The organism is Lysinibacillus sp. NPDC094403, assembly GCF_050278745.1.
In the GTDB taxonomy this organism is placed as follows: domain Bacteria; phylum Bacillota; class Bacilli; order Bacillales_A; family Planococcaceae; genus Lysinibacillus.
Window position 1 is genome coordinate 55182 of record NZ_JBNNTL010000007.1, and the last position, 24776, is coordinate 79957.

A 24776-nucleotide genomic window follows, 5' to 3' on the forward strand; every position below is an offset into this window, starting at 1 on the left:
GTTTTTCAATAAAAAAAACACTCGCATTTTAAACGAGTGTTTCGTGATTTAGGATAACCATTTCGGAGGTGTGTTTTTCTCCCAATAAATATCCCCTAAATTATTATGTGCCATAAAGTCGTCTTCGGCACTGTGGTAATGGAAGTTGTAATAATAGCCTTCCTGTGGTCTTTTTTCTGTGCGGACATGGAATCGTATTAAATCCTTGCCTGATTCATTGCTACTAATATTAAAAATTTTCTCGCCATAGTTACCACTTGGCTTTTCTGAAATTGTTAACGATGCTAAGGACGTATCGTCTAAACCTTCTACTGTCATCGCAATGGCTTCCTCCATTTTCGGGAAAATAATAGAGTCAAACTCATTGCTAATTTTTGGGCCGATTTTTGTGCCAAATTTTTTGTAGGATTGCTCTTTCGCCGCATCAACAAGCAACGAACTATAGTCAATCGGGTCTTCTTGTATAACTGTTTGTTCTATCGGAAGTGCAGTCTCCTCTGCAGTGCTTGTCCCAGCTGATGGTCCGATAGAAGCTCGATTTGATGGATTTTGATCAAATGCTTCCCATATCTCATGTGTTGGCGTAATTAATCCAAATGTTAAAAACGCAACCATTATGACGATACTTTTTTGAACCCATTTCTTCATTAATTAACACCTTCTCTTTATGTACAAATTGGTAATTCTACTACTTATATATACGCACAAGCCCATAAAAGGTTTCATATTTCTATAATTCATTGTACAATATTTATGTATAAAGTAAAAACTTCACATCCTGTGAAAACACTTGTAGGACCATCATCCTGTTGCTCCGAACCAATCGGGCATTCGCTGGCAGTATGCGGGATAAATGTGTCGTTTTTTTAAAAGGAGGTACAAAACATGGAAATCGTAATGGGTATTGGTCTTTTATTAATGTTAGGTTACTTATCATCTTTATGCTTCACGGACTAATTTAGTCAAAATGCATACTAATCACGATTCGTATGTATAATGCCGTGTTATCAAGGTTTAGCTATTATCTTAGAATTTCATTTAATGTAAAATAATGCTCTAAATTGGGGCTAATCGGGGCTCTGCTATGGAGCAACTGTGGGGCTAATTGGAGCAAATTAAAATATGCGGCGTGTGTACAGGAATATGTGTGTAAAAAAGATTGGGGCTACCGCTTCAATCTTTTTTATTTGGAGTTCTTCCTTACGCTAAATAAGAGTCAATGTTAGTATTTACGCTATCATTTGATATCAAACTACTTCCATTAGCCCTCCAGTCGCCTAAAAACGATCAATTTTTTATGCATTCTAATACTTCATCGCGTGGATACTTTCTAGCTAACGACTTCGAAACTTTCAAATTGGTGAAACATAGCTGTGCTGAAAGTTCAGCATTCTTTCATTGATAAGCTAATACACAAATTGCAGAGTTGTCACCTAAAAGGACTGGTGAAATCGTATTGATCCTTTCAAGGAGCTGTACATTAGCAAAGTCCTTCAACGGGAGGGCGAAATTTCAGCCTCTCTTTAATTTAGCTATATAATAAAGTTGATTAAATTAACGATTTTATCCTTGATATGAGAAAACATACAAAAAGCATATATTGATCAATCTTTCTTCAAAATGGAGCTTTTACATTAGGGCTGGGACATAACTAAATGGTTCCTTCATAAAGCCGAATAATCTCTAAATTAACAAAACATGATAAATAGAAAAACCGAACTATTCCGAAACACTTCATGAGCGTTTCATTGGATAGTTCGGTATTTTTGTTTGCTGAAACACTTTTATCTCAGCCTCTTTTTATAAATCGTAATAGATTTTCGTTTGCATAAATGTTTAGCTTATTTCCCCAGTTTTTCATCATTAATTGGCAAGTCGTTTTGTAAGATATCTTGAAGGACGTTTCTCAGCTGCCTATACTGCTGCTCTGTAATATTCAATTGCTTCATTACTTGACGTGACACTTCAGGTAACTTTTGGCGTACTTCAATTCCTGCTTTTGTTAAATAGATTTGCATTTGTCGTTCGTCTTCCTTGGAACGATCACGACGGACGTAACCTTTTACCTCTAACTTTTTTAATACAGGTGTTAATGTACCAGAGTCTAAAAATAAACGTTGCCCCAATTCCTTCACCGTAATTTGCTCATCGTCCTCAAGAGCTAGTATGGCGATATAACCTGTATAAGTTAAATCGTATGGTTTTAATAGCGTCGTATATTGTCGAATGGTTTCCTTTGAAGTCGCATACAATAAAAAGCAAAGTTGATTATCTAAATGAATCGGCATAGTAATCCCCTCTTTAAGTACTTTTGATACTTTTAATATTAAAAATAAAGTTTCTACTTGTCAAACACAATTAAATTGTGTACAATCGATTTTGCAAAATTAAATTGTGCACAATCTAATCGAATAGTGCCGCAGACAAGGAGTTTTATCTAATGAAAGTATTATATACAACAACCATGATTAATGACGGTGGCCGTAATGGTAAATCGTATGCAGAGGATCAATCGTTATCATTAAATATTGCACCACCTGGCTCGAAATTAGCGGATGTTACAAACCCAGAACAACTATTTGCAGCAGGTTATAGCGCTTGCTTTAATAGCGCGTTAGATTTAATTAAACGCCAAAAGAAAATTCAAGGGGCATCAACAATTAAAGCAACAGTTAAATTAATAGAGAAAGCTGCATTTGACTACGTGCTTGCTGTTGACATTGAAGGACATATTGAAGGCTTATCAATTGAAGAAGCACAACAATTATTAGAGATTACACATACCGTTTGTCCATATTCAAAAGCAACAATGGGCAATATCAACGTAACAATTAAAGCGATTTAATTAATATCTAGAAAAAGAGGGAAATAAAATGACAACAACTACACCAGTAAAACAAATTATGCACGAGCGTAAATCGGTTCGTAAATACAATGCTAACACAACGATTTCTCGTGAAACGATTATGCAACTGTTACAAGATGCAACTTCAGCACCATCTTCAAGTAATTTGCAGCCATGGCGCTTTATCGTCATCGATGATAAAGAAATCCAAAAGAACATTAATATTTTTTCGTTTAATCAAGAACAAATCGAAACAGCATCTGCCATTATCGCTGTCGTTGGAGATGCAGAAATGTATCTAAATGCAGAGGAAATTTATGCAAAAAACGTTGAGCTAGGCTATATGCCTGAAGAAATTGCAAGTAAGCTTGCTCAGGACTCTCTAGCAATGTATGGTGCGATTCCAAAAGAGGCGCTACTAAATATCGTTCACTTTGACGCAGGCTTAATTTCAATGCAAATTATGCTATTAGCGAAGGAAATGGGCTATGATACAGTCGCTATGGGTGGCTTCGACAAATCAAAATTTGCTGAATATATGGAATTACCACCGAACGAAGTGCCTATTTTATTACTAGCGATTGGCGAGGCAGCTGGACCAGCGTATGGTTCTTCACGTCTTCCAATTGAGCGCCTTGTACGCTTCAACAAATAATTCTTCGGTTGTACGAGCGGATTATTTGGTAATGTCCTAGAATACATTTGGAATTGCTTTTTTATAAATAGAACAGAGCAGTGAGGAAAGCATGGACAAGCATCCAGCAGAAAAGGTCTGAAAGGAATTATAGATGTTTAAACAAAAAAAGACTAGGTACTCATTTTAAAAATGAGTCCTGGTCTTTGCTTAAATAATTGATAAATAACGAAAGAATTTTAAAATACACAAAAAAACTTACTAAATAGATTTTGCATCCTGTTTAAAATTGAACGCCAAGAGAATAAAATAATAATGAGTTTCCAGTCGTTTTTGAACCTAAATCAAAGATAGTACATAAGAAACAAAATACTTCTACTAGTAATATTGGTTTTGCTGGTCATTGCTTGCTGCATTGTAATATACAACCCAACTAAACAGGCAGTTGTCATTGTTGTTCAATAAGTTTTCTGTTGTAGGGTTTAACAACTTAGCTTTCTTTCCTTTTCATTTCATTTATAACCCCCACCGTTCCTTCAGCCTAGTCAAAAAATTATCTTGCTACCATCATCACCGCATGCATCTTGCGTTTACACCAATAAATTCCTATAAAATGAAAAAGACTGTAGACTTATTTATCCATAGTATCTATACTTCGGAATGATTCTTCTTATTTTTGATTTATAAGTATTCAAGAACAATTCTCGCCACTAAAGTACGTGGCAAAATTGTTAAAATACCACTCTCTTTTCTAACTAGCTCCTTATGTTCTTCATTGTATCCCATACAATCCAAAACAATTAAATCTACTTGGTAATTTTTAAGATAATGTGCTGCTTCTTCAAAGTTACCATAATCATATGGTGAGGCAATAGCAACTGTAATTTCATCCGAAATATTTTCCCACTTTTTTAGCATGCTTTTCCTCTGTTCTTCATGCGGGATAATTAAACCTATCTTCGGTTGATCGGCCATAGCAGCAATAGTTTGTGTTACGATTCGATGAGCATATAAAATGGGCTTTTCACATGTAAAAGCCGAAAATTCATCTGTGGATAATACCATGACCATATCCACCTCTTGTTCTAGCTTTGATAATTCATTTTGTAATAATGGTAGTAGCTTTCTTTTGTTAATTATTATAGATCTGCCATCTCGTAATCGTGAAACACATATGTTCTTTTCTTTTCTCGCAATAACTGTTAGTAATTGCGCTTCTTTTAAGGCATCCAATGCCCCTCTTTCCACAATTTCAATATTTTTATTAAACATTTCTTTAAAAGTTGGTGTAATGTCTGAACGAGGTGATTGTCCAATAGTCAAAAAGCCAACTTTAGTCATTAGTAGGCACCCCTAAAGTTTTATAGGAAGCTTCTACACCTTCATATCGTTCAAATAGTTGTACCACTTTTTCACCATTTACTTTTGGATGATCCAATACATCTAAAATCAATAATGAATGTTTTAACACCATATTTATTCCTCCACAGTTTTCCATATAATTTTGGCTCAGCAACTTTAGGTAGTACTCTTTTCCATCATTTAAAATGAGAATATTCGGAATTATATAAATCCAACAAGACCTTTTTTCCACTTTGATCAATTAATATCTTCTAATTGAATACATGTCACTTCACTAATATCCAACGTATTACCTGTTATAAAAAATACGATCACTTCTTCACCATATACAAAACCGATTTCATTGAAACAAAGCAAATTGAGAGAAAAGATATTAATGAACATTGTTACATAAGTTTAAGTATATTAGAACATTTATCGTAATAAAAAATTCAAAAGAACTATAATTTTTACAATATCTAGGAATTCATTACATAAAAAAAGAGTAGATCAAAGCCTGTCTACATCTGAAGGTTCTATCCGTCGCTTCTAAAACATCCCATCTTTTTTTTCGATAAATTGGACAAGGGGCAGCCTCGCTCATGCGAAGCCACCCCTTTAGTATTTAATAGGTAACATTTTCGTAAATTGTAAAGTCTCAACCCAATCATCTGGGGAATATTATCTCGAAACAGTATATGTTTCTTCACCGCGGTAAAATTCCACTGTGTGCTCTCTAACTTAAGCAACGCAAACCCAACCTTCTTTTGCGTCCTTGCAGCCCCAAAGCATGCGCCAGTGTGAATAAGTATCTTCAAAAACAAAAGCAGAATGCCAGATTACGGAAATATGCCACCTAAAATAGCACGGTTCCTATTATAGCACATAGTATTTAGAAAGTAAAGATTTCATTTAAATTACCAAGGTATAACGGTTGAACATTCAATATGATATCCATGTTGAACAGACCATTTTAGTAAAGAATCCCAATAGTTCTCGCAGATAGCAAGTATTTGTTGTGGATCTGAGAGATTACCAGACATCACCATCTCACATAGAACATCAAATCCCTCAGGCTTATCTATAAATGACAATGCTTCTGGCAATACCTGTGCAGAGGTAGTGAAAAATTGTTTATTGTGTAACCCTAAAATCATTGCACCTGCTGTAGCAAATTTCATCGCCAAAATCGGTAAAAATGTTTGAGGACCTTGTATTTCGATATTTTTCAATTTGCCAATATACTCGTACATTTCTTCTACTAAAGTTCTACAGATAGCTTCTTTAAATATCGAGTAATCTACTGAGCTGGCTTTTGCTTTTAGTTCAGGAAAAAAATCATTCGGGTCTTAAATAGGTAGGATGTTGAAAAATTGGCCATGCGTCAGTGGCCATTCTTCGTCAACGGTAGTCGCTTCTTCGATAATATCTTCTGCGCTGTCAAAATTCACTTCTGCCTTCCAATCCCCTGCAGTCCATTCATAGCTAAAGCCTTCATCTAAAGAGTTTACAATACATTTAATTTCTATATCTGAAAAAGGTCCATCTGTTTTTCGTGCTAATGAACCGTATACCCCGATTGCTTGAACCTTTGACCCATATCTTTCTAGAACTTGATTTACAATGGAATAAGCAATCTCCATTCTTTCTTCTCTCGTTACTTTCTTCGGACCAATCATATTTGTCTCTCCTTTTAATTAATTTTATGAGATTATAATTGGCAGCGGAGGACCACGAGCTTAACGAGGAATTTTATCTGCCGTCATGTACAAAATGACCATTCTTTAATAGATATTCTCCTTTGCTACAATCGTTTTCTTTTCTCCAGCAAATCGAAAACTTCGTCCATATCCAATTCAAACATCACAGAATCTTGAGATAGAGGCGCAAAATAATATGTAACTTTTTCTTCCTCATATTCTTTCTCTAACTGCAACCACTTTTCAGTTGGCAGCACACAAAAAGCCAAAGTATCTCCGCCAAGTGAATCCATGTACCAACGGATTTGATATTTTGGTGCAATAAAGCTTTGAATAGCTTTCAAGGTTGTGTCTCTATCGGTCCTTTCTTCGTCATACGGGATTGCTTTCTTCACCTCATCTTTTATTAAGAAAATATCAACGCCCCTTGGCTTATTATTTTCAATGAGTTCAAATTTTATTTTATCTTCTTCAAGTAAGTATTCGTTAAAATATTCTACAATAGAATCGTCAAAATCTTTCCAATCAACCCAAATTAATGCTTCACTATCCCAAAAGCTTTCCTCTTCCACTAAAGGATTTTTCAGAAACAACTCGATTTTTTCATCTATTTGGCTCATATACATCCTCCTAAAATTTTGATTTTCATTGCTCAAAGAATTTCAATTTCAAAGATTAATAAAATTTCTCCACCTCAAGAGCATTTTCAGGCAATCCTGATACTTACCCATCCCCAACCTCAAAAATAAGCCATCTACCATCAACGGTTTTCCCTAAGATGAAGGTTTAACTGAACGAGCTAACGTAATAAATACGTCTAAACAAGGCGCTTCATTATCATAAGTACTCTCTTAGCTGATGCATGAAAGAAGAATCTAATCTCTATGAACAATTGTCAAAAGCCTTCATCCTTCACTGTTTCATATTACCATATTTGGAATTTTGAATAAAAATAGAGGCAAGTCCAAAATGAACAAGCCCCTTAAAAATATTTCTACACATTTAGAACACCATAATGAAACTTCGCTGTTGTTCTTTCAAATTGTTGAAAATGATATTTGGCAAACCATTCAGAGCGAAAATGAGCCTTTAACACCACCCGTTTTCTCGCCACTCGTTTCGCCTCACTTACCCATTCATCCGTTAATGTCACATGTTCCCCAGCTAAGCGTAATGCCTCAAAATTATTCGCTTCTTCAATAATCTCTTCAAACATCGGATCCATGTACACGACATCAAAAGTATTGTCCGGCAAAGTTTTCAAATAGCTAACTGCTTCAGCCTGCACCACTTCAATTTGGCGCATACATGCAGTTAACGGCAGCTCTGTCGTATCGTAGGATTCCATCCCCTGCCCAACAATAAATGCCACATTCGGGTTCGCTTCTAATCCAACGACTCGCCCCGCTTCACCAACTGTATACGTCGCCAGCATAGCATCCGCAGCAAGTCCAAGAGTGCAATCAAGCACCGAATCTCCTTTTTCAAGCTGTGCCGCTTCTAAAAACGGCTCCGCTTCCCCACGAGCTACACGCTTTAAGCGAAACGCTGCTGAATTCGGATGGAAGAAAAATGGCTCATTTGCTCCAAAAGCATAATACTCAAAACGATTTTTCCCAGCAACGATCACATGTGCATGCAATTCCTGAGAGATCTTCCGAACAGAACGCTTTTTTCTTGGTTCAAAAGAAGCACCTAATTGTTCACACGCAAAAGCAGCGAGCGCCAACGATAAATCGTCTGGTCTGCCCGCTGTCGTAACAATGGTTTTTATTTCTCGCATGTTTGCTCTAAAACACCTGTTAAATGTGTAACGATTTGCTCCACAGGGAATCCTTCAATTTGCTCGCGTGGAATGAAGTAAGCCAATTCCCCATCCTTTAAAATCGCCATCGAAGGTGAACTTGGTGGCACATCCTCAAAAAAGCTACGCATCGCAGCAGTCGCTTCAGGATCCTGACCCGCAAAAACAGTCACAAGATTATCAGGCTTAACCGCCTCCACTGCCTCACGAGCAGCCGGACGCGCCAACCCAGCCGCACAACCACAAACCGAATTAATCACAACCAACGAAGTCCCCTTCGCCTCCGCCATAAACTCATTCACCGCATCCGCAGTCGTAAGTTCCTTAAATCCAGCCTCCACTAACTCCTCACGCATCGGCTTCACTACCTGCTTCATATATTCATCGTAAGCGTTCATGCTTTTACCCTCTTTCATATGTATTCGCAAAGGTTATTATAGCAAGGTTTTTCACGAATGTACAAAGACTTGCCTTTTGCCCGATTTCATGCGTTTTCGGGGGAAATGTGACTTTTTCGTGATTTTGGTGACTTTTTTGTGTAACGGATGGTGGTTTTATTTAGGGCCGTTACACACCCAAAAAATGGGATTGATTTGTAAACAGCTTTAGGATTTTTGAGCATAAAAATTGAAAAGCCCAGGCTCAATTAATTGAGTAGCTGGGCTTTTTTGATTTTCTATGTCCTCCAACTCTTCAATTAACCACTTACCCTAAAAAACAACAAATATTTTTAATTACAAACCTAGAGTAATATAAAGCCTGTAAATTTCAGTAAACCAACCTTTATGTTATTTCTTTGCTTTCATAGTTTTGTGTTGTTTTTCGTAATTATATGGTTTAATCATACTCATTTCGAATTTTGTGTCTGTGGCTTTGAATGCTATCTTGAGTGGTATCTCTGTAGTTATACCGTCGACTGTGTTTGTGTAAACTGTATCCGTCACAATCTCACTTTGAGCTCTTTCTGCCTCCGTCATTAAAAGATATTTTGGATTTTTCTTATCTCCTCCATCATAAAAAGTTGCATCAGAATGATACCATTTCCCTCCAACCTTCACGGCATTCCATACATGACCCTCACCAGTACGTGTACTAACTCCTGGTAAGATTCTAGACTCAATTCCAAATCTAACATATAAAGATGCTGCTAAATTCGTATAACCCATACAAACACTATAATCATAAGTGTCTAAGTATGGATGATCCTTAGGTATCTTCTTGCCGTAAGAAATTTGACTACCTACGAAATCGTTTACAGCGAAAACAACATCATAATCTGTTTCTAATTTATAGTTATCCACAATGTATTTCTCAGCCTTATCCATCTTTTTATACCAAGCATCCTCGTCTTCCTTGTCACGTCGATTACTGATAAATATAGTGTTTTTGTAAACACCTTTACTTATTTCTTCAGCATAACTCGAAACACTTCTCCCATAAACGGCATAACCAGGAATATCTTGGCTGATATCTTTCAAGAAAAATGAATATTCAGAAAGTTCCTTATTATAATCCTTGTTAGTGTAAACCACTACATCTTTAGGTTCAAATTCAGGACTGTTGTACAAGGCGATCATCGCTTGCTTTACTTCCGCTAAAGTTTTGAACTCACTAGCTTTAGGTATGTACTCCTTGTAAATCCAACTACCTCCTGGCGTTAATTGCCATTCTGCGTGAGCTGTTCCACTTGTGGCTACAGTGGCGAACATACCCGTTGCTAAAAGTGCACCTGCTACCAAAACTTTTAATGTTGATTTCTTTTCCATTTGAATCCCTCTTTCCTTCTTGGTTAATTGCTTTTTCTAACAAATTGATAATCTTCTTTGTATCACTAGGATTCAAAATAAAATCATCCACCATCCCCGCTTTCTTCAATCTTCAACACTCTTTCGTTGTATTTTTCTAATTCTTCAGATGTCAATTCTCGCAATGTGCTTTCATACTTGGAATTGTTCGTGAGTGTAAACAGCGTCGTCTGTTTCCTTGTAGCTGTCCAATTTTACCTATTATAAAATACTCTAGGTAAAAACACTTCCTTTTTTATTAATATTTACCGATTAATTTAAATAAATGGATTTTTAGTAAATAAAATCTATACTATATACCAAATAATAAATCTTTATCGAAGCAAGACCAGCTAGGCTAAACTAGTTTTGCTGGTCATAACTATTATTCAGCCGGATTGTGCGGCCTTGCCTATCAAGTATTTTAATGCACTATCCAATCCAAAATCGTAGAGAATTATTAGATATAAGTAAGTTATACATAGGGAATTATCTATCATATGCAATGGCATGTGGATGCTACCTCAAATACATTCTGCATTATGTAGCTTAACAACAACGATTCTTCATTTCGAAGAAAATGTTTTATTCTACAAATTATAGCGTTATAATTCCAATTAAGGAAGGAGGTACATACATGGATTTCAGCACACGCTTAACTTCTTTAAGGAAAGAAAGATATCTTTTACAAGCTGATGTAGCGAACAAAGTGGGTATTGCTCGTGCTACATACGGAGCATATGAACAGGGAAGTAGACAACCTGACTTTGATACATTAGAGAAACTCGCTGACTTCTTTGGAGTATCATTTGACTACCTTCTTGGTCGTACAAACACCCCTGCACTTACACCACAAGAAGAAAACGAAGCTGCTTTCCAAGCCTTCGCCAACGATCCAGAACTAAATGTATTTTACAAAGAGCTTCCTGAGTCAGATGAAGAAGCTGTACGTAAACTTCGTAATATTTGGGAGATTATTAAAAACGAAAAAAAATAGGACATGCTTTTTTAATAAAAAGAACAGTAATCGTTTATGGTTGAATATAGGATTTTCTAGCTTCAGCATTGCTATAACTTTTTATTTTTATGCTTCATATAGTTCTATTTACGCAAGTCGTTAGAATCAATATTTCTAGGAGGCAATTGGAATGGCAAAACAGAAAGTAAAGTATAAATGGTACAGTCAATGGTGGTTTATTATTCTAATGTTAGTTTTAGCGTACGCTACTGCATTTATTACATTAGGATTTGCGATTGCAGGATTTATACTGCGCTCAAATGAAAGAAAAAGAGTTGAAGGCGATTTAAAGTTTGCAGAAATACATGTGCTTGATCAACTCATTGATAGCCAAAAGGTCAAACTCACCGAAATGGAAGCTCAAATAGAAGAGAAAGATAATTTCTTAATAAAACTCGAGCGAGAATATAAAGAGGAAATCCGTCTTGAATATCAATCCCAAGCATCTCAAGTTATTGAAAATGCTAATACTCAAGCATCTCAAATAATTAAGGAAGCTGCAGATAAGTCTGCACAGACTTTGATAGATCTACAAAAGTATATTGAAGAAAAAGATCTTTTAAACGAAGAGCAAACTACCCTACTGAAGAATGTAAAAACAAATGAAAATAAATTATTAAAATTAAAAACTGAGTTTATAGGGATTAGAAACCTGATAAATACTTTCCCCGATGCTATTAACATGAATTTACTTGAGTCTGAGGTTACTGCCCTTGTGAATCATTTTGATGAAAATTCAATGCTATACAACCTAGTAGAACTAAACTGTCACTATAAAAACTCAAAAGAACTACGAAAAGAAATGAATCGTAATAAAAAAGAATTAAATAAACTATTAGAAGCATATGTAGATCGCTACACAACAAAGGCAAATCGTTCTATCTATCAATTAATGGTTATTGGTCTCCAAGCTGAATTGCAAAATATCCTTTACACCCTTTCTTATGACAAATTAGAAAGCGCTCAGGAAACCGTAAAAGAACTCATTCGCAAGTATCTAGCTATTTGTGCAGACGGGAATCAATCCATTTTACCTACTATAACTAGATTCTTAACAGAAATAGAACCTATTTTCTTGGAGGCAATAGAAGTAGAGTATCACTACTATATTAAGCGTGAACAAGAAAAAGAAGAGCAACGAATTATTCGTGAGCAAATGCGCCAAGATGCTGCTGAACGTAAAGAATTAGAAGCTCAAAAGAAAAAACTAGAGCAAGAAGAAGCTAAATATCTTGTCGAAATGAATAGAAATCGTGAATTACTTTTAACTGAAACTGACTCTGAAAAGATTTCTGCACTTGAAGCACGAATCCTTGAACTAGAAGCTCAGCAATTGAAAGTTACAGAAGAAAAAGAAGAAATTTTAAAACGCGCAAATGGGAAAGCTGGCTATGTTTATGTTATCTCAAATCTAGGATCATTCGGTGATCGAATTTTCAAAATCGGCATGACACGTCGTATGAACCCTATGGATAGAGTAGATGAATTGGGTGATGCTTCTGTTCCATTCCGCTTCGATGTCCACGCAATGATATTTTCTGATAATGCAGTGGATTTAGAAAGTAAACTACACGAAGAATTAAACATACAAAGGGTAAATAAAGTAAACCTTCGTAAAGAATTCTTCGAAACAAACATTAATGACCTACAAACGTTAGTAGAAACAATTGACCCTACTGTGGAATTCCGCACAACACTAGTTGCCCAGGAATTTCACCGCAGTTTAGAGATAAAAAAGGAACAATTAAGCGAACAAATAGCATAACTTAGATTACCTTTTTCATAGGCATGTTCTTTATTACTACGAATTACTGAAATTTTTAAAAACAAGAAAAATTGAGGCTGGGACAAAACCCATCTCTAAACTAAAAGCCGGTGAAATTTTACGATCAGTAAAATTTCACCGGCTTTAAATTTTTTTTCATAAAAAAATAAGAACCACTTCTGATAAAATTAAGTCACCACAACAAAATTATACAGAAAGAAGGATCCTTATGTTTAAAGATTATAACATGAATCAATTAGTTTTGCCTTTAGATTTAGAAGTGAAGTTACAAAAGAATGATATTGCCTACCATGTCCACTATTTAGTCGAAAGTATCCCGCCCGAAGCATTTGAAACATTCCTTCGAAATGAGGGCTGTCCTGCCTACCATCCACGCATGATGCTTAAAATTATCTTGTGTGCCTACACGCAATCTTTCTTCTCAGGGCGCAAAATTGAAGCGCTTTTAAAAGATTGTCTTCGGATGATGTGGTTAGCTCAAGGGCATGAACCAACCTACCCGCACAATCAACCGATTCCGTGTCCAACAAGAGGTGAAAGAGTTGATTCGTCAATGCTTCGTTCAATTCCGCTGCCAGCTGGTACAGGAAGAATTAATTAACCAGGAAGCTATTTTTATTGATGGAACAAAGATTGAAGCGAATGCGAACAAATTTACATTCGTGTGGAAAAAGTCGATTGAGAAATATCATAGCGGACTAATTGAAAAGTCAAACCAGCTATACGATGAGCTGCTTGAAAAAGAAATCATGCCAGAAATTGAACGGGAAAATGAAAAGGAATTAGCATTAGAAGACCTAATGGCCGTGAATTTAGTAAGCCCGTAATCAAATAACGCATATAAACAACTAGGCACCTCCGGTACGATAGACGTATCAAATGAAGGAGGTGCTTCTTTATGTTAACTACCAAACTAACAATTGTCCCTGTGACACTCCATCCTATCACTGACGAATTTTCTTCTAATCATTCACCTCAATATTCCGATTGCACAAGCTGCGTCATTAAAACAGCTACCGCAGAAATCTCCTTCTTCAACGGCGTAGATGAGCACATCATTCAAACGATTATGAAGGAGTTGAATAATCGATGAAGCATGATTTTACGAGCGTAAAAAATATCTATATTATTTGTGGCAAGACTGATATGCGTAAAGGAATCGACGGTCTCGCAACGCTCATTCAGGATTCTTATGAACTCGATCCCTATAGCGATTCCATCTTCTTATTTTCTGGAACGAGCAAAGATCGTTATAAATGTTTGTATTTTGATGGGGATGGCTTCGCCATGCTTTATAAACCATTAGATAACGGGAAGCTACAATGGCCAAAGGATGAAAATGAAGTTCGAAACTTAACACAACAGGAACTTCGCTGGCTATTGGAAGGTTTATCTCTCCAGCAACCAAAAGCGATTGCGAAATCCGCAAAAGGTGTCTTTTAAATTCCTTCATTAAGATGGTATAATCATCCACAACTTATACTAAACGAAATGTGGTGAATGATTTGGAAAACGCTTCTATTACAACTGAAAAAGTTATTCAACTTCTTGAAGAACAATTAACATATATGAAACAACAAAATGGAAATTTATCTAAACAAAATAAAGACTTACTGAAACGAATTGAAGCATTAACTGAACAGGTTCATCAATTAACCAAGGCTTTATATGGTTCAAAATCAGAAAAATCAAAGTATCAAGCACCGGATGGACAAGGTTCTTTATTTGAAGATGATCCGTCTTTTAACGATTCTGAGCAGACAGAAGAACAAAGCACGCCAACTGTTACTTATACCGTTGTCCGTAAACTACATAAGAAAAAACGGAATGATTCTTTTCGTGATGGGACTGAAATAGAAGAAATTCACCACCATCCCACCAATACACAATGCGAATGTTGCCTTGGCCAAATGACTGAAGCCGGTACAACTATTGCGCGTGAAGAAGCAAAATTCATTCCGGCAAAAATGATGCGCATCCAGCATATTGAACATGCCTACGAGTGCAAGCACTGTAAAATGGATGCCACACAAAAAGCACAAATGAAACGTGGGAAAGCCCCACAAGCTGCCATTCAGCGAAGCATTGCGGGACCTACCGTTCTAGCAAAACTCATCTATGATAAGTTCATCCAATACTTGCCTCTTTACCGTCAGGTAAAGGAGTGGGAACGATATGGCCTGCTTACGAATGATAAGAACTTATCAAACTGGGTGATCCGTGCAGCAGAAGATTGGCTTCTACCGGTTTATGAACAGATGAAGCAGATATTAACAGCAAAATCTGTTCTGCATGTAGATGAAACCTATGCGCAAATAATCAAACGTTCAGACGGAAAATCCGGTCAATCGAACGCCTATAATTAGGTGTTCCGAAGCGTGCCAAGTCAAGGACCGATCATCGTTCTTTTTCAAAGTGCATTATCGAGAAGTCGTTCTGTACTAGAAGAATTTACAGAAGGCTTTAAAGGAACCATAATTTGTGATGGTTATTCGGCATACGGTAATCTACCTGAAGTCACGTTCGCCAATTGTTGGGCGCATGTAAGACGTTATTGGCTGAAAGCCGATAGCAAAAACGGGCAAATTGGCGTAGATTACTGTGATCAACTGTATCACCTAGAACGTCAATTCAAGTATCTTTCACCAGGTAAACGCCGAAAATCACGGCAAAAACATTCAAAGCCGATTGTAGAGAAATTCTTGAAATGGGTGGATGAATCGCCTTTCTTCGGAAAAAATGCCTTAGCCAAAGCTGCGGAATACACATTAAATCGTACCCACGGATTAAAAGCGTTTCTGTTCGACGGTAGGATTGAAATCGATAATAACCCGGCTGAAAATGCGATTCGCCCTAATGTGATCATCGTAAGAACTGGCTTTTCTCTGTTAGGGAAGCAGGCGCTAAAGCAAATGCGATCTGTTTAAGTTTGGCTGAAACGGCATCGATTTCTATCAATACCTAGTGACGTTAATGACAGAATTGCCAAATTTACCGATTCATCAGCAGCCATAGATTTTAAATAATTACATGCCTTGGTCGAAAAAAATCCAAGCCACATGTTCAAACTAGCCATCTATCCGAAAAAAATTAGGATAGATGGCCATTCGTCGTGTGTACCGAGAGGGTGTGCTTTTTTTATATTTCGGGCTTACTGAATTTAAGAAAATTCACAGCCATTAGCTAAGAGCTATCTGGAGACAACATAAAAAATAGAGAAATCCGAATTTGAATGAATTCAAATTCGGATTTCTCACTAATTGAAGCTAGTTATGTCCTAGCCTCTTCCTTTCTTGCATGTGTCATTTTTCATTTAAAATTGATAAAAGGATTATTATTTTCCCACTAAATTTAATTTTTTTTTAGCTCTTTAATTAAAAATATTAAATCCCAAATTAAAAGGTTAATTTTAATTGATTCGAAACACTTATACGCAAATTCAATTAGATATAACTCATATGGTGATTGATTTTCATAAATAGAATTAAATTTAATTAATTGCGTATTTGGATCATACGTATAATTATTATGTCCAATAGGATTTCGAAGTTTCGTATCCAAAGATTTTTGGAAAATAACAGATAATTTGTTACTACTATCAGACAAATATTTTAATTTTTGACCTTTAGTGAGCTTCTTAAAATCATTAATAGTTCTAATTTGCCCCCTTCCAACATTAATAGAAGAATTAAAATTATTTACTGAACCTCTTACCACCAAATTATCAAACATCATAATTAGATTCGAGTTTTCTAATAAGGTCTCATAAGTATTTTGGTATAATCTATCTAATTTTTCTAGTGAGACCGTATTTAATCCTTCGATATGTTTTATTTTTTCAATATCTTTATTAAGTGCTTCAAAATAAATTACAGGTAATAGGTATCTGTAATGATTTATAAAAGAATTGAATAAAGAAAATAATTGCTTTTGAATATGAAGTAAATCGTCCTCAGTATAATAATTTAGAAATTCCAAAAATTCACTTGGGCTTTGGTTTGAAATTTCCTTCAAAGTAGTAGATAAAGATTCTGCAGAGTACTCTGATATTGGTTTTATTGCTGAGAGTGTCCGAAAAACAGTGGTGATAAGTTTGCTAACACTAGAGTCTTTCTCGTAAGGGCTAATAGTAATATTAGGGCTCTCTCTTAACTTATTTATTTCCTTTTCTATATATTCATCTCGTTTATTAAAATAAAGATTAGCAATTCTCTCTATTATTTTCCATTCCTTATTTATAAAGCTAGGTAGCATCCCCTGCAAAATCTCGTACATTTCGATTTTGCCATGAGGTGCATATCTTATAAAAGGAGAGAATGCGCTAGCTAAAAATGTTTCCTCTGTAAATTTGGTAATTTTAATTGATGGAAATTCACCAGAAAGGACTAGTATGTAATCTCCATCAAATCCCGATTTATTTGTAGCATTATTCAGGTTATATTCTAGCCATTCATCATTATGATTAATTATCTCCCCGTATATATTTGTTAGACATGTGGGACAAGAGTAATGAATTGGATACTCTTTTAAAGTTCCGACTTGAAATTTTACAAGTGTTTTGGTATCACAAACTTCACAAGTAACCGTTTGCGTAACTACAGCCATAAAATACCTCCTTTTTAACTAACATCACAATTATTCCAACCCATATCAATAATAAATAATTTATTTTACCTAAAAGAGTAACTACAAAATTAATCAAATAATTAAGCTAAATTATTTAGGATTAAGTAATTTTTATACCTAATAATTAATTACTCTTCTAAAAAACTCATGTCACAAAATGTAAATGTTAGATTTATTTCTATTTCTTCCTCTTCATTATCATTGTGTGGGTTTGGATGAGACCTATATGTATTATAGATATAATCTCGATTCAAAGCGTAATTATAATATTCTTTAGATAGTTCAAGAATCTCGAAGTTTTCAAATATTTTTTTTAAAATCATTTGGTCTTCTTTCGAAATCCTATCTATTTCTTTAGATTTTTTTATTCCCACACCGAACAAACCACTGTCCATTATTTCATTATCATACTCCCTAACAGTAGTATCTACATAATTTTCTAGAATTAAATACAGTTTATTCTTCAGGTATATGTTTGTGAGAAATTCCAAAATTCCATTATTTTCTTGAGTGTAAAGCATTTTGATATCTTTTAATTCTTGTTGAGTAATCTTTGTTGAAAGGTCTTCATCATCTAATAAATCGCTAACAATTGAATCTCCCATAATTAGAAAAGAATCATAATCTTTTGAAATTAAATATAGAAAATACGAATCTTCTTTAGTAAAGGAAATTTCACACATTAGACAGTTCCCTTCATATCCTTTTTCCCCAGTATCATCCAAAACAAGGTTTGCTTTAACAAAAAAGTTTTTACTACAGCAAGGACATTGATGATATGAAATGTAAACCTCTTTTTTTATTTTCCCCTCTTTTCTTTGAAATTCACCTGGAGTATTTTTGATTCTTTCTATTGTTTTCTTCCCTTCTGTAAATTTTTTATTTAATGAGAAATAACGTATAAACTTCCACACATTTAATTCTTTGACTTGTGTACTCCCAATTAAATTTAAATCATGCTCATTCACATAATAAGTAAAATCAGTAATTAACTTTTTATAAATCGGAAATACAACACTGATTACTTGAGTAATCAGATAATTTATTTGTTTACCTGTAAGATCATACTCATGGTGTGTAATAGCATTTCTTACTTTGTTTAAATGTTCAATACTCCCATAATCAGTTTCATTTATCTCTAAACTGTTTAAAATTATCGCTCTTTGAACAGCTTCCATAAAAGATATAGTATTTCCGTTAAAAGTTTTATTTCCTTTTTTTATCATAGAATTCATTTTCATTGAGAAATAATCATTTAGATTATCATATATTAGTAATTTATTTGTATCTTGTACTATATATTTAAAAAGTGTTTCAATTGAATGATGTAGGCTTAAAACAATGTCTTTTGCGATTAACTCTCTTTCAACACCACTTTTTTCATCCAATATTTTTAAATTATGTATAGCTTTTCTATAAGAATGTAAACCATTATCAATAAGATTCATTTTAATCCTCTCCAATTAATTTAATTCATTCACATTAATAACAAATTTACTAGTTTATGTTATTATACTTGAAAGCTCAAATCTTTTGTGGAAGAAAGCAGTAATTTTTGTTTACTTTTCGTGAATTCATGCTTTTACCCTCTTTCATATGTATTCGCAAAGGTTATTACAGCAAGGTTTTACGTCATTGTATAATGTTTCGATTTCACCGTTATTCGCTCGCATTCGGTATTTTGGTTGCTTTTTTGTTGCTTTGGTTGCTTTTTATTTTTAGCCAAACGTTATATTTTAACAAAGAGTTATGAAAACAAAACGCTCGGGTCTTCTTGGATAATAGGATAACTGATCACAGTAGTCTGTTTTTTGTCTGTACTTTAATCTCTCAATTCCCTAAAATAGAACTATAAAGGAAAGAATTTTCGGAATGGAAAAATATTCTACATTGGATTATTAAAAAAAATGACAGGTGTGATTAAATGATTGATTTTATTATTGCAACATCATTTTTGCTGAATCCCATACTTGCCCTAGTTTTTTCATTAAATCTATGTATTTTTATTATAAGAGTTTCTAAAAATGATTATACAAAGATTAAGACAAACATAGTATGGATTTGTTTATCTAGTATGTATATAATCTTTACCTTAACATGGATGTTTGGCAATACAGGTAATGTATCCTAAAAATTACATATTAGCTGTTTTAAAAAATAATAATGGTGATTTAAAGACGTACGTTTGTAAAAAAGATGTACTGTTTTGAAAATAGTTAAATCGTTTATAGAAAATGATAAACTGAAATATTCATAAGGAAAGAAAGCTTGATAAGTAGTTGGCAAAGGCCCCCTGTCTTCTGGACAACAGAGAGAATCTGGCTCTCCTAAAAACTAATATAAAGCGGAACAAAATAAAAAAGATACCGCTTCAAATAAAACAGTATCTTCTACTAATAATATGACTAAAAAAATTCTATCGCTGATTTCCTATTTGCATGGTTACACACACTAACCGGCTTCGTAGCATGTCCATTGTCATCTGTACACCAAGACTGCGACTGGAATGCAAGGAATATACCCACCCATCTGTTTTCTTCCTCAAAATGAATGAGTACACCACCATCTTGCCAAATCCCGTCGTCTTGTCTAAAATCCTTACTATTTCCTTGATTCATATGGATATCATGAATGCCTCTGCCTGGAGAAAACCCGAAATATTTATCTTTTTCATCTTCAATTTTAAATTTTTCTCCGTAAGCATAAACAGTAGCTTTTTTAGTCATTGCCTCTTGCATATATTTATTAACTTTCTCATTTAAGTCATTGTCTGGTCCATTCTTTGTTGCAGGGAGAGGAATCATTTTTGAAGGATCGAATAAGCCACCACGAATATAATCTAATGCAATTTCACGATTTTCACTAGTAACTTCTGTAAATCCTTCTTCGTAATTCGGAATAATTGTTATTTGATTCGAGTTAAAATCTTCACTAACAAAATATAGGACTTCTGAAGGCTTTACTTTAGAGGCAACATTAATCGCAATTCTATAATTCTCCTTACTATTATCGTTCTTTGTTGCTCGAATATGCACTTCGTAATGAGGAGTCTTATCATATGAATCTACAGGTCTTACGTCAACAACTTTACCTTTTAACACTCCGTATTTGAATAATGGCATAAATTATAACCTCCCTATAAAGTTATTATTATTTAATCATATTCATTTTATAGATTTTATATAAAGTCTTTATAGCTTGATTAGCATATTGAAGTACCTCGTCTCCTCTGATGTCTTTATGGTTATCTCACTAAATACTCATTTGTTTCAACTCACTCTACAACACTAATTCTATCATTCCAAAAAATAGAACTTCAATCATTTATTCACGCCAAATTTCGACGTTCGCACCACCACTTTGTTGGTTAAACTGTTCTTTATTGTGAATGCATTGGCTAATGTTTTTGCTGGTGAGAATATTGATTTTCAGTCAAGCGAACCTACCATTTGCAATTCGCTTAACAAGTGCTAGATAAAAATTCTAAAAAATTGTTGACTTTTCCCTATTTTTTGTTTTATATTTACATTATCCATGTGCTGTTTAACAGGTAACTGTTAAGCAGCCTTTTCTTTAATTCAATATTTCTCATGTTAATTTGTATATTAAAAAAGAAAATTCACTAACTATTTCGCATCTAAACCACCACTTCCACACTAATACCAAGCGTTCTTGTAACGATAATTTTTCCCATTATTTAAATTTGAACATTTGGTACCTCTAATTATTGCAGGCCATAAAAAAATACCTTATCCCTTCCATGTAATCAATTTTCTGACTAACCTGTAATGCATCTAAAATACGAATAATGTCATATGCTCGTTCATATCTTACATAATTAAATTATCTGCAATTACACCAATAGCTAAGTAGATCTCCTTTCGATTCTTAATTTTTTTCATAACATCCACCATGAAAAGCCCCCTCCAATATTTCGTAATGCTTGGTTGATATTATAAAGCCCACCCTATACATCATGGCAGCCGCTGCGCTATCGGCGTTTAGCGATTTATTATGTAGCCATGTCCCTTTTTCAATCTAGAGATATAAAACGAATGTATATTTTAGGCTTTCATCATTTTGATGTATGGCTTTAAATAGTTTTTAACTCTTTATCAGTAAGGTGAATATATTGCAATCTTTAATAGAAGTGAAATTATTTAACGGTTATCATGAACGATAATTTGTAATTGATTCATGTTAAATTCTCCTGAATTTTATCGAAGGCACCTTTCTTTTTTGATTATTTACAAATAAAGGAGTTGTTATTAATGTCTTCAAAAAAAGTATCTATCGGTCTTACACAATTTACAGACTTTACTTTCAAAGGCGTTACTGGTAAAACTTCAATGGTTAGACAAATAAAATATCAAGATGAATACAATCCTGCTTTTGATTACTGGAAACCTTTACGAGATGGTATCCGAAAATTTCATGAGAAAGAATTTAGTAAAGATTACCTGCTTTCTCTTGCTGAAAAAGTTTCTCAAACTAAACAGAAAAATTACCTTGAAGCTGTCAAAGCACATTTAAAATTTATTAAAAATAAAGAAATTGAATGGTTTGAACCAGGCAAATCCAATTGGTATAACGAATATTTAACTGTTCGTTCATCACCTGAACTTGGATTAAAGATTGATGGTGTTCCATACTTAATCAAGTTATATTTCAAAGGGAAAGACGAACGAATTGATAAAAACAAATGCCGCTCATCTTTGACACTATTAAATCAATCTGATTTCAGCATTGATCATTCTCCTGAGATAAAACCTGCAATTTTAAACGTCCAAAAAGGGAGATTGATTTCAGATGAACCTTCTACTGAAGATCATCTAATCGCACTTGAATCTGAAGCAGCACAATTTATGGTCATCTATAACAAAATTTAATGAAGTATAGGGAGCTGTAGTGTGTGACGACGCTGCGGCTATCTTTATGTTATAATTTACATATATTACACAATGAGGTGATTACATGGAAAACGATAAATTAGTTTGTAAATCATGTGGTAGTGATGCATTTACACAAGGTGAATTAGGTGGATCTCATGCAAATGTAAAACCCATTAAGCTCGATATGCTCCATTTTTCGAGTTCACCACTAATTTTGACTATTTGTAAAAATTGCGGAGAAGTAGCTTCAATGAAAGTTAAGAAACTTCATAAGTTCCAATAGTCTCTTATTGTTACATTTAGTGTCACTTTCAGCATAGTGACCCTTTTTATAGTTTCTTTCCTCATATTGATCAGTTATAAGTCGGTCTAACAAACTTTATAACTCATTAAGAATAATCAAGAAACATTTTCCAATCCCTTTCGTCCTCTAATTTGAAAAGGGGTGAGATGTATTATATCCGGTCTGCTTAATATACGAAAATTTCAACTGTGGTTTGTATGCTTTATTTTTAGTGTATCCATTTTACTTTTAATGCTTTTTCTTAGTATGAAAGGAATTTACTTACAGATTGGATTTCCTCCAGCAGGAATTCCTCATTATTTATTGAAATGGTTTTTCATGTTCTCCACTTGTATATCCGGTATTTATTTAATTCATTCTAAATTTAGAAATAAAAGAGACACTGCGATAGCAGTATTTTACAGTTTTTTCATTTTAGCTTTAACATTCGTTAATGGATTGCTATCTTCAGATGCAAAATATACAACTTTTTCATCTCCAAATAATCAAGAGAGTTTTGTCGTTGTTGAAACGTATCACGGAGAAATTTATCAATTGTCAAATACACGATTATTTATGAAGCATTTAGCAAATATTAGCACTGATGATGTCTATAAACCATTTTCAAAAGGGGCATATCAATTAAAATGGAATGAACCGAATAAATTAGTGATAAGATACGCGTCTGATTACATGAAACCGCACGATTATAATCAGGAAGTTACAGTAGAATATAAATAGTATTTTTAACTTTGCACTAACCTATGTTTAGTTAAGGGTCACTTCCAGCATAGTGACCCTTTATTAATTTCTTTCTTTAGAATGCCTCCCCCATACTGCACATTTTCTTTCTGACAAGATTGTCATTCCACTTCTTTCTTAATCACTCTATATTTATGGTATAATTACACAAAAAGGGGTTTTATTAGAATAATGCTTGTAATATTATTTTTTATATTATTAATTTGGTTTTTGATTAAATTCATTAACTTGAAGGAAGAACAAAACAACTTACAGGAGGAACAAAACGAAATTCTAAGGAATATATACGACAAGCTAGATAAGTAGAATACATAGATGGGAAATCCCATCTTTTTTACTAACAATATCTTTCTATTAATCCTCATAGTGTACATTAAGGTTTTTTGTTATAAGTTAACCAAATTTTTTTGACTGACAAGAGTTGAATATTACTTAACTCGGTTATCGGTTTGACATTAAGTTCAGTAGGAGGATATAGAATCTTTACAAACTAGAAGCTAATAATACTTTTTCAGCAGATTCAACGCCTCCACTTTTATAAATAAAATCACATATCCGGAACCATGACGCACAACTGATACCTCAATCACTTGTTTAATTTCTTTTTCTTTTGGTGAAGTTGATTCTTTAGAACAACTCACTGTTAATCGAAAGTAAGATTGCCTAATTATGTTATGATACGAAAAGTGACAATCCATAAAGGAGGTAGTTTCATATGAAAATTCATACTACAATTGGAAAAATCATTTATTGGTTAGGTTTCATTTTGTTTATATGTGGACTTGGAACATCTCTCGGTTCATTTGATTACAATTCATTTATTCCGAATAAATCTGTGGCACTAATATGCTTTTTTATAGGAATTGCTTTTTTGTTAACCTCTAACTTTTTTAAGAAAAGAACAAATCAATAAGTGATATTTTTCCATCGGTAACAATATCTCTTCATTATATATTCCCCCACGATTGCGAATGCTAAACAAATAACAACATGCCAACAGTTAGGCTTTAATAGACCAATAGTGTGATAACTAAAGCAAAAGCAATTACTGCAATCCGTTTCCAACTTCTTGTTCACAAACTAATAATAATGCTGATACTTTTCTTGTTAGAGATGAGGAGACTTTCTTTGGATTAAAAGAATAGTTGTTAAAAATACTACTTCAATATCAAGAACTCATAGATGAGGTAGTTTAACCAGTTGATTCATTAAGTGGTTAATCGTTTTCGAATCATGAAAGATGCCCTATTTTTCAAGTTCTTTCGCAATACGACGATACCCATAGCGGCCTTTCCTTCATA

The 24776-nt window shown here is 34.1% G+C and carries 21 protein-coding genes and 3 pseudogenes; 12 read left to right on the plus strand and 12 right to left on the minus strand.

Annotated features, from left to right (window positions below):
- Nucleotides 1–48: 48 nt before the first annotated feature.
- Entirely contained in the window at nt 49–648 is a 600-nt protein-coding gene (locus tag ACQKMV_RS12760) for a YpjP family protein (protein WP_427504346.1), read from the minus strand.
- Between the two features lie 1193 nt (nt 649–1841).
- Entirely contained in the window at nt 1842–2288 is a 447-nt protein-coding gene (locus tag ACQKMV_RS12765) for a MarR family winged helix-turn-helix transcriptional regulator (RefSeq protein WP_427504347.1), read from the minus strand.
- Between the two features lie 152 nt (nt 2289–2440).
- Between ACQKMV_RS12765 and ACQKMV_RS12770 the strand changes: the two genes are divergently transcribed.
- Nucleotides 2441–2845, plus strand: coding sequence for an Ohr family peroxiredoxin (locus ACQKMV_RS12770; RefSeq protein ID WP_427504348.1), 405 nt, complete (start codon nt 2441–2443; stop codon nt 2843–2845).
- A 28-nt stretch (nt 2846–2873) separates the two neighbouring features.
- Complete coding sequence (locus tag ACQKMV_RS12775) at nt 2874–3500, plus strand: nitroreductase family protein (RefSeq protein WP_427504349.1); 627 nt, start codon at nt 2874–2876, stop codon at nt 3498–3500.
- Nucleotides 3501–4160: 660 nt separating this feature from the next.
- Here ACQKMV_RS12775 and ACQKMV_RS12780 read toward each other — a convergent pair.
- The 7 genes and pseudogenes from ACQKMV_RS12780 to ACQKMV_RS12810 all read right to left on the minus strand — a co-directional run bounded on the left by ACQKMV_RS12780 (nt 4161) and on the right by ACQKMV_RS12810 (nt 10090).
- A complete protein-coding gene (locus ACQKMV_RS12780) occupies nt 4161–4820 on the minus strand; it encodes an AroM family protein (RefSeq protein ID WP_427504350.1) in 660 nt (219 codons plus the stop codon).
- A complete protein-coding gene (locus ACQKMV_RS12785) occupies nt 4813–4953 on the minus strand; it encodes a hypothetical protein (RefSeq protein ID WP_427504351.1) in 141 nt (46 codons plus the stop codon). Before ACQKMV_RS12785 ends, ACQKMV_RS12780 begins: the two co-directional genes overlap by 8 nt.
- Before the next feature lie 784 nt (nt 4954–5737).
- A pseudogene (locus ACQKMV_RS12790) lies at nt 5738–6499 on the minus strand (ANT(4')-I family aminoglycoside nucleotidyltransferase).
- A gap of 125 nt (nt 6500–6624) precedes the next feature.
- Nucleotides 6625–7140, minus strand: coding sequence for a hypothetical protein (locus ACQKMV_RS12795; protein WP_427504352.1), 516 nt, complete (start codon nt 7138–7140; stop codon nt 6625–6627).
- Between the two features lie 374 nt (nt 7141–7514).
- Nucleotides 7515–8303, minus strand: coding sequence for a class I SAM-dependent methyltransferase (locus tag ACQKMV_RS12800; protein WP_427504353.1), 789 nt, complete (start codon nt 8301–8303; stop codon nt 7515–7517).
- The gene (locus ACQKMV_RS12805) at nt 8291–8722 is read right to left on the minus strand and encodes a BrxA/BrxB family bacilliredoxin (RefSeq protein ID WP_427504354.1); all 432 of its coding nucleotides are present in this window, start codon (nt 8720–8722) and stop codon (nt 8291–8293) included. The genes ACQKMV_RS12800 and ACQKMV_RS12805 overlap by 13 nt, the downstream gene beginning before the upstream one ends.
- 390 nt (nt 8723–9112) lie before the next feature.
- Nucleotides 9113–10090 carry a transglutaminase domain-containing protein gene (locus ACQKMV_RS12810; protein ID WP_427504355.1) on the minus strand — a complete coding sequence of 326 codons (978 nt, stop codon included), beginning with the start codon at nt 10088–10090 and terminating at the stop codon, nt 9113–9115.
- A gap of 655 nt (nt 10091–10745) precedes the next feature.
- Here ACQKMV_RS12810 and ACQKMV_RS12815 point away from each other — a divergent pair.
- From ACQKMV_RS12815 to tnpC, 6 genes and pseudogenes are all read left to right on the plus strand, one after another.
- Nucleotides 10746–11105, plus strand: a complete 360-nt coding sequence (locus tag ACQKMV_RS12815) for a helix-turn-helix domain-containing protein (RefSeq protein ID WP_427504357.1) — start codon at nt 10746–10748, stop codon at nt 11103–11105.
- Between the two features lie 151 nt (nt 11106–11256).
- On the plus strand, nt 11257–12891 hold the full coding sequence (locus ACQKMV_RS12820) for a GIY-YIG nuclease family protein (protein WP_427504359.1): 1635 nt from the start codon (nt 11257–11259) through the stop codon (nt 12889–12891).
- Between the two features lie 229 nt (nt 12892–13120).
- Nucleotides 13121–13599, plus strand: a pseudogene (locus tag ACQKMV_RS12825) (transposase); the annotation flags it as partial.
- A 211-nt stretch (nt 13600–13810) separates the two neighbouring features.
- Complete coding sequence (locus ACQKMV_RS12830; RefSeq protein ID WP_427504360.1) at nt 13811–14005, plus strand: hypothetical protein; 195 nt, start codon at nt 13811–13813, stop codon at nt 14003–14005.
- Nucleotides 14002–14355 carry an IS66 family insertion sequence element accessory protein TnpB gene (gene tnpB, locus ACQKMV_RS12835; RefSeq protein WP_427504361.1) on the plus strand — a complete coding sequence of 118 codons (354 nt, stop codon included), beginning with the start codon at nt 14002–14004 and terminating at the stop codon, nt 14353–14355. The genes ACQKMV_RS12830 and tnpB overlap by 4 nt, the downstream gene beginning before the upstream one ends.
- Before the next feature lie 62 nt (nt 14356–14417).
- Nucleotides 14418–15927, plus strand: a pseudogene (gene tnpC, locus ACQKMV_RS12840) (IS66 family transposase).
- 336 nt (nt 15928–16263) lie between these two features.
- Here tnpC and ACQKMV_RS12845 read toward each other — a convergent pair.
- From ACQKMV_RS12845 to ACQKMV_RS12855, 3 genes are all read right to left on the minus strand, one after another.
- Nucleotides 16264–17517 carry a hypothetical protein gene (locus tag ACQKMV_RS12845; protein WP_427504363.1) on the minus strand — a complete coding sequence of 418 codons (1254 nt, stop codon included), beginning with the start codon at nt 17515–17517 and terminating at the stop codon, nt 16264–16266.
- 149 nt (nt 17518–17666) lie between these two features.
- The gene (locus ACQKMV_RS12850; RefSeq protein WP_427504364.1) at nt 17667–18986 is read right to left on the minus strand and encodes a hypothetical protein; all 1320 of its coding nucleotides are present in this window, start codon (nt 18984–18986) and stop codon (nt 17667–17669) included.
- Nucleotides 18987–19943: 957 nt separating this feature from the next.
- Nucleotides 19944–20660 (minus strand): DUF2278 family protein, encoded by a 717-nt coding sequence (locus ACQKMV_RS12855; RefSeq protein WP_427504365.1) that lies wholly within the window; start codon nt 20658–20660, stop codon nt 19944–19946.
- A gap of 1149 nt (nt 20661–21809) precedes the next feature.
- Here ACQKMV_RS12855 and ACQKMV_RS12860 point away from each other — a divergent pair.
- From ACQKMV_RS12860 to ACQKMV_RS12875, 4 genes are all read left to right on the plus strand, one after another.
- Nucleotides 21810–22427, plus strand: a complete 618-nt coding sequence (locus ACQKMV_RS12860) for a hypothetical protein (protein WP_427504366.1) — start codon at nt 21810–21812, stop codon at nt 22425–22427.
- An 85-nt stretch (nt 22428–22512) separates the two neighbouring features.
- Entirely contained in the window at nt 22513–22713 is a 201-nt protein-coding gene (locus ACQKMV_RS12865) for a hypothetical protein (protein ID WP_427504368.1), read from the plus strand.
- Between the two features lie 267 nt (nt 22714–22980).
- Nucleotides 22981–23454 (plus strand): hypothetical protein, encoded by a 474-nt coding sequence (locus ACQKMV_RS12870; protein WP_427504370.1) that lies wholly within the window; start codon nt 22981–22983, stop codon nt 23452–23454.
- Nucleotides 23455–24190: 736 nt separating this feature from the next.
- Nucleotides 24191–24388, plus strand: coding sequence for a hypothetical protein (locus ACQKMV_RS12875; protein ID WP_427504372.1), 198 nt, complete (start codon nt 24191–24193; stop codon nt 24386–24388).
- The last annotated feature ends 388 nt before the right edge of the window (nt 24389–24776 follow it).